The 13,886-nt window shown below is 49.1% G+C and carries 15 protein-coding genes; 4 read left to right on the top strand and 11 right to left on the bottom strand.

Annotation, left to right across the window (positions count from 1 at the left end):
* The first annotated feature begins 18 nt into the window (after positions 1 to 18).
* The gene (gene mmsB, locus ACJJIB_RS20155; protein WP_444882951.1) at positions 19 to 918 is read left to right on the top strand and encodes a 3-hydroxyisobutyrate dehydrogenase; all 900 of its coding nucleotides are present in this window, start codon (positions 19 to 21) and stop codon (positions 916 to 918) included.
* Positions 919 to 953: 35 nt separating this feature from the next.
* Here mmsB and ACJJIB_RS20160 read toward each other — a convergent pair whose 3' ends face one another.
* The gene (locus ACJJIB_RS20160; protein ID WP_444882952.1) at positions 954 to 1,676 is read right to left on the bottom strand and encodes an SDR family oxidoreductase; all 723 of its coding nucleotides are present in this window, start codon (positions 1,674 to 1,676) and stop codon (positions 954 to 956) included.
* Positions 1,677 to 1,797: 121 nt separating this feature from the next.
* Between ACJJIB_RS20160 and ACJJIB_RS20165 the strand changes: the two genes are divergently transcribed.
* The gene (locus ACJJIB_RS20165) at positions 1,798 to 2,715 is read left to right on the top strand and encodes a LysR family transcriptional regulator (protein ID WP_444887364.1); all 918 of its coding nucleotides are present in this window, start codon (positions 1,798 to 1,800) and stop codon (positions 2,713 to 2,715) included.
* Positions 2,716 to 2,761: 46 nt separating this feature from the next.
* Here the strand turns inward: ACJJIB_RS20165 and ACJJIB_RS20170 are convergent, their stop codons facing one another.
* The 10 genes from ACJJIB_RS20170 to ACJJIB_RS20215 form a co-directional block, all read right to left on the bottom strand.
* Complete coding sequence (locus ACJJIB_RS20170) at positions 2,762 to 3,070, bottom strand: hypothetical protein (protein ID WP_444887365.1); 309 nt, start codon at positions 3,068 to 3,070, stop codon at positions 2,762 to 2,764.
* A 290-nt stretch (positions 3,071 to 3,360) separates the two neighbouring features.
* Positions 3,361 to 3,735 (bottom strand): FAD-binding oxidoreductase, encoded by a 375-nt coding sequence (locus ACJJIB_RS20175; protein ID WP_444887366.1) that lies wholly within the window; start codon positions 3,733 to 3,735, stop codon positions 3,361 to 3,363.
* Positions 3,732 to 4,220 carry a hypothetical protein gene (locus ACJJIB_RS20180; protein ID WP_252083527.1) on the bottom strand — a complete coding sequence of 163 codons (489 nt, stop codon included), beginning with the start codon at positions 4,218 to 4,220 and terminating at the stop codon, positions 3,732 to 3,734. The genes ACJJIB_RS20175 and ACJJIB_RS20180 overlap by 4 nt, the downstream gene beginning before the upstream one ends.
* A gap of 527 nt (positions 4,221 to 4,747) precedes the next feature.
* Positions 4,748 to 5,518, bottom strand: a complete 771-nt coding sequence (locus tag ACJJIB_RS20185; RefSeq protein WP_444887367.1) for a hypothetical protein — start codon at positions 5,516 to 5,518, stop codon at positions 4,748 to 4,750.
* Between the two features lie 83 nt (positions 5,519 to 5,601).
* Entirely contained in the window at positions 5,602 to 7,488 is a 1,887-nt protein-coding gene (gene parE, locus ACJJIB_RS20190) for a DNA topoisomerase IV subunit B (RefSeq protein WP_444887368.1), read from the bottom strand.
* A gap of 12 nt (positions 7,489 to 7,500) precedes the next feature.
* Positions 7,501 to 8,124: a YqiA/YcfP family alpha/beta fold hydrolase gene (locus tag ACJJIB_RS20195; protein WP_444887369.1), complete on the bottom strand. Its 624-nt coding sequence runs from the start codon at positions 8,122 to 8,124 to the stop codon at positions 7,501 to 7,503.
* A gap of 73 nt (positions 8,125 to 8,197) precedes the next feature.
* The gene (locus tag ACJJIB_RS20200) at positions 8,198 to 8,848 is read right to left on the bottom strand and encodes a hypothetical protein (RefSeq protein ID WP_444887370.1); all 651 of its coding nucleotides are present in this window, start codon (positions 8,846 to 8,848) and stop codon (positions 8,198 to 8,200) included.
* 438 nt (positions 8,849 to 9,286) lie between these two features.
* On the bottom strand, positions 9,287 to 10,111 hold the full coding sequence (locus ACJJIB_RS20205) for a phosphodiesterase (protein ID WP_444887371.1): 825 nt from the start codon (positions 10,109 to 10,111) through the stop codon (positions 9,287 to 9,289).
* A gap of 41 nt (positions 10,112 to 10,152) precedes the next feature.
* Positions 10,153 to 10,674, bottom strand: coding sequence for a DUF1249 domain-containing protein (locus ACJJIB_RS20210; protein WP_444887372.1), 522 nt, complete (start codon positions 10,672 to 10,674; stop codon positions 10,153 to 10,155).
* An 85-nt stretch (positions 10,675 to 10,759) separates the two neighbouring features.
* Complete coding sequence (locus ACJJIB_RS20215; RefSeq protein WP_444882961.1) at positions 10,760 to 11,458, bottom strand: NUDIX domain-containing protein; 699 nt, start codon at positions 11,456 to 11,458, stop codon at positions 10,760 to 10,762.
* Between the two features lie 116 nt (positions 11,459 to 11,574).
* Between ACJJIB_RS20215 and ACJJIB_RS20220 the strand changes: the two genes are divergently transcribed.
* Positions 11,575 to 12,615, top strand: a complete 1,041-nt coding sequence (locus ACJJIB_RS20220) for a glycosyltransferase family protein (RefSeq protein WP_444887373.1) — start codon at positions 11,575 to 11,577, stop codon at positions 12,613 to 12,615.
* A gap of 38 nt (positions 12,616 to 12,653) precedes the next feature.
* Positions 12,654 to 13,709: a glycosyltransferase gene (locus tag ACJJIB_RS20225; RefSeq protein ID WP_444887374.1), complete on the top strand. Its 1,056-nt coding sequence runs from the start codon at positions 12,654 to 12,656 to the stop codon at positions 13,707 to 13,709.
* The last annotated feature ends 177 nt before the right edge of the window (positions 13,710 to 13,886 follow it).

Genomic DNA, 13,886 nt, shown 5'->3' on the forward strand with positions numbered 1-13,886 from the left:
AATTTTTTGGATACTGCCATGAATAAAATCACAGCCTTCCTTGGTCTGGGGCATATGGGTGCCCCAATGGCTTTTAACTTAATCAAAGCTGGATTCCGTGTAAGAGGTTTCGATCCAGTAGAGGAGTTGCTTCAGAAATCTGTAGAACAGGGAGTTGAAAAATGTTCATCAGCAACAGAAGCGGTGAAGGGAGCAGATTTTGTTATTAGTATGTTACCCAGCAGTGCTGCGGTAGAGAGCCTTTATATTGAAAAAGATCATCTGCTGGAAGCTATCGAAGAGAGATCCTTAATTATTGATTGCTCCACAATTTCAGCAAGCAGCTCAAAACGCCTACTTAACGCCGCACGAAATAAAGGCCTTCATGCAATAGAGGCTCCTGTTTCTGGCGGAGTCAAAGGGGCCGCTGCCGCAACTCTCAGCTTTATGTGTGGCGGTGAGCACGAGGATGTCGAGCGAGCCAAAACAGTTCTACAGCATATGGGGGGCAACGTTTTTTTTGCAGGCCCTGCCGGAGCTGGGCAAACGGCAAAGATCTGCAACAATATGTTGCTGGCTATTCATATGATTGGCACCGCCGAGGCACTCCAATTGGGTGTGAATAACGGCCTGGATCCCAAAGTGCTAACCGAAATCATGGCGAAAAGCTCAGGCGCCAACTGGTCCCTACAAACTTATAATCCTTATCCCGGTGTTATGGATAGTGTGCCCGCTAGTAATCAGTATCGCGGAGGCTTTAAAGTGGGGTTGATGTGTAAGGATCTGGGGCTTGCTCAGCAAGCCGCCGACAATAGCAAAAGCTACACACCGCTCGGCTCACTGGCCAGAAATCTATTTGGCTTACACAGTCTGAAGGGCAATGAAGAACTGGATTTCTCCAGTATCCAAACAATTTTCAGGAAGGAGGCCGACCAATAGCTAGATTGTTCAGCCTCTTTCCCGATCTAACTCATCTATCGATCCTGGCCTGTAGCGGCTATCTGCACTTCTCGGATATTCACATGCTGGGGCTGGCTGTACATAAACAACGCCGTGCGAGCGATGTCCTCTGCATTAATGGCGCCACCTATGGAGGCCTTCCACTCTTCGTAAGCTTTGATAATCTCTTCAGAAGTGGTATGACTCAGTAGCTCTGTCTCCACAGCTCCTGGGCATAGGGCCATAATACGTACTCCGCTTGCGGCAACCTCTTCACGCACGGTTTCGCTAATCGCCGACACTGCGTACTTGGTTCCGCAATAGGCAGCATGATTGATAAATGTCTTCACGCCGGCAATCGAGCTGATATTGAGGATAGTACCGCGACCACGAGACTTCATATCGGCCAAAACAGCCTGCATGGAGTTCATCAAGGCGAGCACGTTGACATCAAACATCTCCCGCCACTCTTCAGCACTCTGGGTCTCTATGTTCCCCAACAACATCTTACCGGCATTGTTCACCAAACAATCTACAGGCCCATAAAGAGTCTCAGCCTCCTGAATTGCTGCAGATAACGCAGCAGGATCGGTGACATCGACCTGTCTGCAGAGGGTGTTCGGTAAATTCATCGCTTCTAATTTTTCCAAACGACGCGCCAATAGCAACAACGGATGCCCGGCATCCGACATATGCTGAGCTATTGATGCTCCAATTCCAGAGCTGGCACCTGTTATTACAATCAATGGCTTAGACATACTGACTCTCTCTTCTGCAATCAATGATTAAAGACTACGGGATAACCCTTTTGTATCGGCAGTATAGAATTTAGAATTACGTCTATTAACTCAACTAATGTGAAATCATTGTTTGGAATCAATGAACAATATCTCTTGGCGAGCCATACGCGCCTTTATTGCTGTGGCTGAGCGGGGCAGTTTTACTGCTGCTGCGGATCATACAGGTTTCTCCAAAGCTACACTCAGCCAACAAGTCTCCGAATTAGAGTCCACCCTGGGTGTTCAACTGTTACACCGCACTACCCGCAAGCTGCGACTTACTGAGGTCGGTGAAGGCTATTACCAGCGATGCAAGCAGGCAATACAGCAACTAGATAGTGCCGCAGAGTGGGCAACACATGCCAAAGAGGAAATAAAGGGGAAAATTCGTATCAATGCGGTGGGTGGGATTATCGGCGAGGAGATCATTGCCCCCCTAGTCATTAAGTTTCAGAAAACTTATCCCGAAATACAAATACAGCTGGATTTTTCCAGTGTGCGTGTCGATCTCATTGAAGATCGTTACGATTTAGTAATACGTATGGGGCAGCTGCCAGATTCCACCCTCGTAATACGCAAACTGCACAGTATCAAAACCCGCTATGTTGCGAGCCCGGATTTTATCAAAATGCGTGGCCCAATTCTAAAGCCCATGGACCTCTCGAAAGTACCCCTAATTTACGGCAGTGTTAACCAGTGGGTGCTGACGCGTGGTAAGACCAGGCATAAGATTGAGGTGGAACAGGGTATCAAAATGGTCAGCGGCCGGGCGATGCACCTTGCAGCACTGGCAGGACTTGGTGTAACTCGCCTGGCAGACATCTACGTCCAGGCAGATATCGAAAAAGGTAAATTACAGGAAATTTTGCCTGGGTGGTCAGAATCCACCCAGCTCTCTATGGTTTGCCCCCCGCTGCGCCATCAATTAGTTCGCGTACGTAGCCTGATGCAATGGCTAAAAGACCACTTTTCCAAAGAATATGGACAGCTACTGAAAAGGGAACCAGCAGAAGACTAATAAACAATAAAAGATATGAACCTATATACAGTAATGCTTACAAACACTAAGCAATTTCATCCGTCCTTTCCTGCTCTTTTTTCAAAATGTCTGCGGGGCTTTCAGCGCTGTTACTATACTCAGGTTCTACCACTTCTTGCCTTTCAGTATTAATGAACGGGTAAATACAAAAGACCAGTGCCAGGAGTACCCAAAAAGCCGTTGCCTGTGCCATAGGCACAGTTAAATAAAGCCAAAATACCTTTTCACCTTTTAGCGCTGCATTAATATAGACCGCTGAGCCACCAAACCCCACCAATACGGGGCTTATATAGGGAATAAAGTTGATCCAGTACCCCTTTAAATCCTTGGCCATACGCTCACACCAGCGAACCATAAAAGGCAAAGGAAAATTAGCAAGAATGATTCCCAGTAAAACTTCAAGAAGCCCAACATTCCAGCCCAAGAGGAAGGCCAGATAAGCAAAGACCAGTATATTCAGGGTAATGCAGAACCATAAAACACCACGAAAATAAGCCACGCTATAAATCCCTTTTAAAAAATCTTCTGATTATTGATCATATCACCATTAGCTCCCAATATCCTTGAGAGAGAAAAAACCATAGAGTTAATCTTATACATTGAATAAAAATATTATTAGACTATCTAGAACAACCCAGGCAAGGATCCTTGCAGCTGTTCAATAGCATCCAGCTCTTCTTCTGTTAAGGCTTTATAACCCCGCAAATAGGGCCAACCATAGCCCCAACGGAATGAGGTTGGCAAGAATAGCGTCCCGCCAACTCTAACCCCTACCAGCAACAACAACGCAATTTCCCTCTCCCCAGTTTTGGCAACACAAACTTCTAGGTCACAATCAGCCTCTTGCCGCTGAGAATAGCTTTCCCCCTTCCAATAGGCATGATCATGGGCATAGCAGCAATCAAGCCATAACTCACTCTGTTCAAGAGTGCCATCAGGAAAGATACTGCAACCATCGGAATGAAACTCCTGTATCTTCACAGCGGACAAGGGAATCACTTTTTACTGACTGCATTGGGTAAAACTAAATCTACTGGCTTTCTAGAATTTACATAATCACGGAATTCAGGAGCTACATATTCAGATCGCAACTCCCATATCCTCTTAAAGGGAATCATCGATAAATATGCAGTATATTGACGAGTCATTGAGTCCCAGATAGTAAAATCCAGCCTGTTTGCCTTATATTGAAAATAGGCCTCCTCCCAAATTTTAAAAAAACGATATACAAAACCAATGATTCTCAAAGTGTCAGCACTAGATAACGAATCAAAATCCTTCATCGCCTTCGCAAAAACATCTGCCATCGGACCTTCACAAATTGCCGCCACAGCTTCTCGATGAGCAATAGATATCTCATGCATAGAAGCAATTTTGGATTCTTTATTCTGAACTCTTATTAAAGCAGCAAGATAGACTAAGGACGCGACAACTGCGAAGGCTCCAACAAGCTCGCCAACAGCACTTAATGTATCCCACACCATAATCCGACTCTACCCCATCGAACAAGACGGTAATTTAAATAACTTTTAGAACCAACTCTTAGCTCTTACAGGTATACCAGCAGATAACGCTCTACTACCGAAAGTATATAATCACCTAACTTAGAACGTTTATTTCCTCTTTATAGGCATCTGGAAGACTGACAACCTCTAAGAAAACAAGAAGATGGTTAACGTATCCAAAACTCTAATATTGTTGTCATCTAACAGATCTCACCAATCAGAAACAAATATTTATACGCCTGAGCACCCTATATACAACCAGCCAACGACATAACCTTTAAATAAAAGAAAAAATAATCCCCCCACCATTAAATTTCAGAGATTTCAAATTAGTAAGTAAAAGTATCCACCAAGGATAAAGCGAGAAGGAAGAGGTGAAACATATCAACCTAAAAAAATCGCGGCATATTTTTTAAACATATTTCTATGCCGACAGAAAAAAAGAGAGGAGAATGAAAGATGAGTTGTGAGCGAAATGCAAAGGCATCTCGCTCAGTTGCAGCTACCTAGTTAAGAATTTTCTTCACGTGCCTTCTAATTTTTCTGTGTACACTTCTATCATCAGCGATAGAACTCAGGAATTCCTTGTACTCACTTTTATTAACCGTACCTAGAGCTTTGCAATACCAGGCAAGTGTATCGATATGTAGTTTGTCTACAGGCTGCCTAACATCCTTTTCTACTGCCTTGTAAAACCACTCCTGAATTACGGTTTCAGCAGCTCCATCGCGGACAACTTCCTCAGCGGCAAACCGCTGCATGATCATATCGTTACTATTGAGCAAATTTAGTAAGCGTGTAGTATGCAAGCTATTAGTAGCTACATGGCCTTCCATATTCTGCATCAATGCATTGCGCTTTTGATAAAAACTAAACTTGGTCAGCACATGCTTCGCTCGATTTCTAATCGCACGATTACCACTTTCACGCATTATCTTATTGATAGTGGGTGAATATTTTGTATTCCCAGATGATGAAAGTGTACGTAACAAATTGACGATTTCACTAATCACTTTCTCATCACGTTGAGCAACTGTCATATTCGCCTGGTGTTTTTCCAGGAGAACCTGTTCAGCCGCATCAAATAAACGTTCATCACTTAATCCAGATCCTGTAATACGATTAGCAGTTTTAGTTAAGACAAAGTTATCTTCGCCTTTTAGTTCTGCTATAAAACTATCTATCTCCTGATTAAGTAAAGACTGAATATCTTTTGCCAACCCGGTTAAAGGAGAAACAAAAAAAATAAAAAAGATAAATAAATGGGTTAATTTCACAAAATACCTTCCATAGAGCTTTAAATTGTTGCCCTAGTAAACTAAGGCAACCTAAGAAAAATAGATCAGAGATTAATTAGGGCTTAACCCACTTCAGCCAGATTCCCTTTACTTTCCAGCCACTGCTTGCGATCCCCGGCACGCTTTTTAGCCAGGAGCATATCTAGTAGTTGATTACTGTCATCTCCTGAATCTATGTAAAGCTGTACCAGTCGGCGGGTATTGGGGTCCATGGTGGTTTCACGCAACTGCATGGGGTTCATTTCACCCAGACCTTTAAAGCGAGTCACCTGTATTTTGCCCTTTTTCTTTTCTGCGCTTATACGATCGAGGATTCCCTGCTTCTCCGATTCATCCAGCGCATAGTAAACATCTTTACCGATGTCTATACGGAACAGTGGCGGCATGGCGACATAGACATGACCGTTAGTTACCAGCGGGCGGAAGTGACGTAAGAACAGGGCGCAGAGTAGTGTGGCGATGTGTAGGCCATCGGAGTCGGCATCGGCGAGGATACAGATTTTGTTGTAGCGCAGCCCTTCCAAATTGTCACTGCCTGGATCAACACCCAGCGCCACGGCAATATCGTGCACTTCCTGGCTGGCGAGAATCTCAGCGGAGTCCACTTCCCAAGTATTCAGGATTTTACCGCGCAGCGGCATGATGGCCTGGAACTCGCGATCCCGCGCCTGCTTGGCGGAACCACCAGCGGAGTCCCCCTCCACCAGAAAGAGTTCGGAGCGGGAGGTATCGGCGCTGGAACAGTCCGCCAACTTGCCCGGCAGCGCGGGCCCCTGAGTGACTTTCTTGCGCGCGACTTTTTTTGCTGAGCGCATGCGTTTTTGTGCATTGCCAATGCACAACTCGGCAAGCTTATCACCCTCTTCCGTATGTTGATTCAACCACAGGCTAAACGCATCCTTGGCCACGCCAGAAATAAACGCGGTGGCCTCACGGGAGGAGAGGCGTTCTTTTGTCTGCCCGGAAAACTGCGGGTCTGCCAGTTTGGCGGAGAGTACGTAAGAGCACTGCCCCCAGATATCCTCAGGGCCCAACTTAATACCGCGAGGTAATAAATTGCGGATCTCACAGTACTCACGCATGGCATCCAGAAGGCCCGCGCGCAACCCATTCACGTGGGTACCGCCCTGGGCGGTAGGGATCAGGTTAACGTAAGATTCGGCGGTAATCTCACCGCCCTCCGGCAGCCATTGCACTGCCCAGTCTGCTGCTTCGGTAGAGGCGGCAAAGCTACCCACAAAGGGCTCGACCGGCAAGATTTCCCAGCCTTGATTGGCAGCGGCGAGGTAATCTTTGAGACCGTCCTCGTAGTACCACTCGTCTGATTCACCGTCCTGCTCATTAATAAAAGTGACCGTCAGGCCGGGGCACAATACCGCCTTGGCGCGCAGTAGGTGACGCAGTCGCACCACGGAGAATTTTGCGGAATCAAAATACTTGGGGTCGGGCAGAAAGCGTACACTGGTGCCTGTGGTGCGCTTGGCACAATTACCGACAACCTCAAGATCCGAGGCCTTTTCCCCATCTTTGAAACCGATTCGGTGCACCTTACCATCCCGCTGGATGGTCACTTCCAATACTTTGGAAAGAGCGTTGACTACAGAAACACCCACACCGTGTAGACCACCGGAAAACTGGTAATTTTTGTTGGAGAACTTACCACCAGCGTGCAGGGTGGAAAGAATCACTTCAACACCAGGGCGCCCCTGTTCCGGGTGAATATCCACCGGCATACCGCGACCGTTATCGCTAACCGAGAGCGATTGGTCTTTGTGCAATACCACTTCAATTTTTTTCGCGTGCCCGGCAAGCGCTTCGTCGACACTGTTGTCGATCACTTCCTGGGCGAGGTGGTTGGGGCGGGTGGTATCTGTGTACATGCCCGGGCGCTTTCGCACCGGGTCCAGCCCTGTGAGTACCTCAATATCTTCGGCGGAATAATTGGCCATAATTGTTATAAATTACTGCTGGTTAAATAGAAATTCGACAATGGGATCGCAGTAACGCGCGAAGCCCTGAAAGCTGTGATCGCCCCCCTCCTCGACAGTTTGACGCTGCCCTTGATAGAAAGACTCTGCATCGCGGTAATCGAGGGTTTCATCGCCTCGCTGTGCCAAAAGCCAATAGCGGCTCAGCAGTGGACTGGGTATCTCTGCTTCCAATTGCGCCATGGTATCAACGTCCGCACCGCTTAGGCGATACTCCTGTGACTCACCACTGTAGGGTTGTAACACCTGGCCGACGTAGGCCGGCATAAAGCGAGATGGGCGAACGGCCGGATTGATCAACACCGCTGGCAAATGGTAACGCTCGCCTAGGTAGGTACACCAGAATCCCCCCATAGAGCTACCAACCAACCCTATTGGGCCACAGTTGTCTGAGTCAAAGAAGCCATCCAATAGGCGCAGCAATGATTGCTGAGCACTTCCTGGATAGGGGGAGACTTGTGGCGCACAGAAAATGATCTGTGGGTGGTCGGCAGCCAACCGGTCCCGCATCAGCTGGCATTTAAAGGACTGAGGCGATGAAAGAAAGCCGTGCAGATAGATCAGCAGCGGCCTTCCGTTGAGATTTTGTGTTTGCATAGTCGGGGATTATAGCGCCCCACGGCAGCAATGGGGTTGGCCTCCTCACAGTTCCTGCTCTTCCAGAGACCGATTACAGCAGCGATCTGTTCAAGCTAGCAAAAGCCCGGCGAATATCCACACGCATATCTGACCAAAAGGTAACACTGGTGAAACGTTCCAGCCGTCCACCCGGCCCAGAGGAACCGAGATTCTCACCAATATCCCGCCGATCGTGAAAATGCATTACTGCGCTGCCGTTACGATCGTACAAAGTACCTACCAGCTGTGCGTAGGCGCTCTGCTCTGTATAGACACGCCAAGTCCAGGGAGATGGATCTAGCGGTGCAGCCAGGGAAAAATCTTGCAGTGACAGGGATAGGGTGTAGTCGGCTTCCGCCTGCTCCGACACTTGCTGGGCATTGCGCGGTTTTAGCAGCTTATTACTAAAGCTCTGCGCCAACAGTGTATTCAAACGCTGTAGATCCCTCTGGTCCAGCTCGTAATCTTTTTCCCGATATTGGCGCCTGGGCAGGGAAGAGAATCGCTTGGTGTAGTCAATTTGAACCGGTGCGATATAAACCTTAGCGCCACTGAGATCCAAGGCGAAAGCTGCCGCGACTTCATCGAGCTGGCTGGGGCGTGCTTCCAGGCCATCACTGCGATCCTGTAAAGTGGACTGCTGACTACAAGCCGTAATCAATAATAAAAATGCGAGGAAAGGTATAGAAAATAATTGTTGCATTTACAAGCTCCTGAATTTCCGAAAAATATACATTCGGCGAGAGGCTCCCAATCACATTATCTATCACCGTTAGGCTTCAAACCTCGGCAATTCTAGAAACCACACTTGAATACTTTATTGGCTCACCTTTCACCACGCTTTTCCCATATTCAAAAATCACCGCTCAATACAGGTAATCTCATTGTACGGGGAGGATAGGGGAAAAACACAAGGGATTGGTTAAGAATGGTTTTATTTGGTTTTTTGCTAAAAAAGAGAGGGGAAAATACATTGTGCTCAGGTCGCACAAAATAGGAATGGTTGTTACCAATAGGCAGTGACCTGTTTGCTGTCTATTCCGAAAGCATTACATTCTTTACTGGGGAGCCAATAGCAAGGAGGAAGACTTGAGAGCTTTAGTGAAAGTACCGCTGCGAATTCGCAGCGGTTTGACTTAAATCAATAACCGGATGAGGCGAGATCGACACAATACTTGGAGATAGCCACCCGCTCCACACCGGTTTCGTAGGAGCCATCGCTATACAGTTCAAACCAGCGGTAGCCGGGCATCTCTTCGTCGACAGCGAAGGGGCCACTGCCGGGAGTAAACTGTACCGAAGTAGAGGGAGTGGCATGCAGACCGAGATGGCCTCGGTTGCTGTCAAACTGCTGGTGTACATGCCCCCAAACCAAGGCTTTTACCTGGGGGGCCTGATCAACTATATGCAAAAATGTCTCACAGCCTTCGCGCAGCATATGGCCATCAATCCACTTACTCCCCACAGGGACCGGCTGGTGATGCATCATAATAATCACCGGGTGATCGCGAGTCTCCCAAAGGAGCATCTGAAGGCGCTCCAGTTTCGCGCTGTCTAAGCCGCCACAAATCTGCCCTGTCACACTGGTATCCAACAGCAGCAGGCGCCAATCCCCCAAGGAGACCAAATCGATACAGCGGTTGGGGGCCAGTTTTTTCATGCGGGTACTCACATCGTGATTGCCGGGCAGCCAGTACCAGGGCATGGAAAGTATGCGGGTCTTTTCTAAGAACCGGCAGTAGGAAGCCTCAGAACCATTGGCGCTGATATCGCCAGTGGCGACCAGAGCCCGGGCATGGGGCTGCCGGCTTTGGAGAGAGGTCAAAACTTCATCGAGGGTGTGGCCGGTATCCAGACCCAATAATTGATAATCGGGCCTGCTGCCGATATGTGGATCTGTGATCTGGATAAGACGGTGCGAAGTCACCCCCAGGGGTGAATCCGACTTGTTGTGCTCGCGAATCACTTGCTCACCTTGTGTTCACATCCGTGTGTTCTGCAGCAGAATTAAAATTTCTGGCCATCCAACACCAGTTCAAATTCTGCACGACCATTTGCAAGACAGTACTCCAACCATTCACCAAGGAAGCGATTGGCTTGGGGTCTCTCATCTGCATGCTGCATACGGGGATTGGGATAGGCGGTATCCACTCCTTTACCACCCACCGGCCCGCGACCATTGGCTTTAATCACCTCCGCCATACACGCATCGTGGTAGAGGCGTACAGTCAAGTCGGGAGGTTCCAGCCATTGGCACTCGTTAAGATTTACCTCCGCCGCCAGAGACACCTCCGTGGTATATCTGGAGCGCTCCACTACTCTCAACACCAGAGTGCCGCCCGGCAACTGGTAGCGCCAAAGCGCTCTTTGTGAAAGCTCAGGCAACAATTTGCTCAAGCGCAGGTAGTTGGCGTCACAATCGGCATGATAAGACGGTAGATCGACTCGATACACCGCCCTAGCGTTGCCATTTGGCGACATTTTCAACTTCCTGTGCTGCCGCGCCTTCGCTTCTTCCAGTAGAGCCATTATCAACACTCCAATTCATTGGCCGCCGTGACTCAGATCTCAGTTTGCTCTATACGCAGGTAACATTGCGTAACGCAAGTGACGGTCAGGCAGTTGGCCTGTGTTTTGTTAATTTTGCCCGGTTCAACTGCAGCCACTGCATACAAATAATGGTGGCCGAATTATCGATAGGGTTCTCTCCTGGAGCATAGTCCCCCGCCATGGCGGCGAGTACCGAGTCCCTGGAAAACACCCGCAAGCGGATATCTTCGTTTTCCTGCTCCAAACCAAAGTAACCTTCCGCACAGTTCAAGTCCACCAGCGCACAGTACAGATGTAGCCGTTCGGAGCTTCCGCCAACACTGGGCATATAACTGTGGATAAAGTGCAACTCCTGTACTTTGAGCCCCGCTTCCTCCAATACTTCACGCCGAGCTACATCTTTTAGGTCTTCCCCGGCTTCCACCATGCCGGCAACCACTTCCAGACACCAGGGGCCTGCCGGCCGCTCTAGGGCGCCAATACGAAACTGTTCGGTAAGCGCAACAAGGTCTCGCTCAGGGTCGTAGAGCAATACCCCTACTGCCGGACCGCGTACAAACAGCTCCCGGGTAAAGATTTCACTCCAGCCACCACGAAAAAGGCGATGGCGCAGCCGTAGCCGCAACATGGAAAAAAATCCCTTATAAACCGTTTCCCTGGAAACAACTTCTACAGAATCTGCGGAAAACTCTGGGGACAACCCCTTTTGACTCTTCATTTTTGACATTAGTTCGCTGACCTTCTGCGCGAGTGGGGTCTGCATACTCGAACACTATATGAGCGGGATGCAGCTGTTATACTCTGCGCCCACCGTACCAGCCCCTCTAGCAAGCGGCCATACGTAATATCTTCCTGGATTTTTTTAGAGACCGCACCACCATGAGAGTGCTCAATATCGCCTACCAACAACTGCGCCGTTACGGTAAGACGCGGGTTAGCTGGGCGCAGAAACTGACTTTTGGCCTGATCAAAAACGATCACTATACGCAGGTGTTCAGCGACCGGGATGTGGCAGCTTTCGAAGCGCCCTTCGGAATCCGCGACCTGGGGGTGAGCAAAGCCAATCGCCGCCTGTTAGAAACGGTTGAAGCATTTGAGCCCGACCTGATCATCGCCGGCCACTGCGACATGATCAGTAACGACACCCTGAAGGCGATCAAGCAACAACAGCCCAATTGCCTAATCGCACACTGTAATAACGATCCACTGTTCGTGCCCAGCAATGTTGAGCGTATCAAACACCGCGCCGAAGTGGCCGATGCCATCTTCGTCTCCACCGGCCGTCGCGAACTGAGTATTTTTGAGGGCATTAACGCCCGGGTTTACCATATGCCCAACCCGGTCGAACCCTCTATCGAAAACCTCAATAATGCCGAACGCACTGATCTGTCTATTGATCTGCTGTTTTGTAGCAACAGCAATGATTTCACCAAGCGCTTGCAAATGGTGAAAAATCTCAAGGATACCCTGGGAGATTCACTGAACTTCAAAACCTACGGCAGCTTTGGTGAAGCACCAGTATGGGGACGAGACTACGATCGCGCACTCGCGCAAACTAAAATGGGACTAAATTTTAATCGCCAAGACACCCATTATTGGTACTCTTCTGCGCGAATGGCCCAGCTTGCCGGTAATGGTATTTTGCAATTCACCAGTGACAAGCTGCACTTCGACGAACTATTACCCCCAGAGAGCGTGGTTTACTTTTCTGATGAGCAGGACCTGTTGGAAAAAATCCGCGAGTTCCATAGCGACGATGCCAAGCGCCGTGCTTGGGCAGCTAAAGCCCGGGAGTTTTTCCACACCGAAATGAACTCGAAACTTTACGCCCAATACATTGTTGAGGCCACCAGCCTGCAACCCTTTAGTCACGACTACGCCTGGGCCCGCGATATCAACCTGAATGGCTCGCTGAAATAACGGGCCACCGGAAGAATTACACAGAATACGTTGGATTTATGAGTAACAAGCCAATTCGAGTGGCGCAGGTCCTCGCCGGTGCCGAGCACGGCGGTGCGGAAAATTTTTTCGTGCGCCTGGTGAGCGGTTTGAACCCGCGCACTGAGATTAATGAGAAAGCCTTTATCCGCAACCACGATCACCGTGTGCAAGCGCTGCGTAACAATGGGGTTGAAACCGAAGGTTTTAAGTTTGGTGGCAAACTGGATTTTCTAGGCCGCAGAGTTTATCGCGAGGCACTGAATAACTGGCAGCCGGACATCGTTATGACCTGGATGGGGCGTGCCACTATTATCACTCCCAACTCAAAAAACTATCTACTGGTCAGCCGGCTCGGCCATTACTACAACCTGAAGTACTATCGGCACGCGGATTATTGGATCGGTATCAGCAAGGGTATTTGCCAGCATATGGTTGATGGTGGTATTCCCAGGGAGAGGATTTTTCATATCCCCAATTTTGCCGATGAAACTCCGGTAGAACCGCTACCACGCAACAGTTTCGATACGCCGGAAGACAAGCCCCTCATCCTCGCTGCGGGCCGCCTGCACGTCAACAAAGGTTTTGATGTCCTGCTGCACTCTCTAGCGCAAATACCCAATGCTACCCTGTGGCTCGCCGGTGCAGGTCCAGAAGAGGCCAACCTGAAAGCCCTATGCCATAAACTCGGCCTGGACCAACGCGTACGCTTCCTCGGTTGGCGCAACGACGTTACCACCCTGATGCGCACCGCAGATTTGTTCGTATGCCCGTCACGGCACGAAGGGCTGGGTTCAATTGTGATGGAGTCATGGGCACACCGCTGCCCCATTGTCGCCACCAATTCCCAAGGCCCGGGGGAAGTCATCAGCGATGGTCATAGCGGCCTGATCACTCCTATCGATGATGCTGATGCCCTGGCCAAAGCCATCCGCTCCGTGCTGGATAATCCAGAGTTGCGCCAGAGCCTGATCGAGAATGCTGCGGAAGTGTATGCGAATGGCTACTCGAAGCAGTTTATCGTGGACTCCTACATTGAGCTCTACAACACCCTGATGCAACGTGGGCGCCCCTAGCCCTTAGCAAAAATTGCAGACTGCCTTCAAAGTATTTTTTGCAGCCCTGCCTGTGCGGACCGTAAAAAAACAGGCCAGTAAAAAATAGTAACTGGTAGTTTTCTGATATTTGAGGGGTTTCGCCGGCCAACGGCCGGCGATGAGGAGTCAGTTGGAGGGATTATAAAGCGCCGATAA

The organism is Microbulbifer mixtoriginis (SeqCode) (assembly GCF_052467705.1).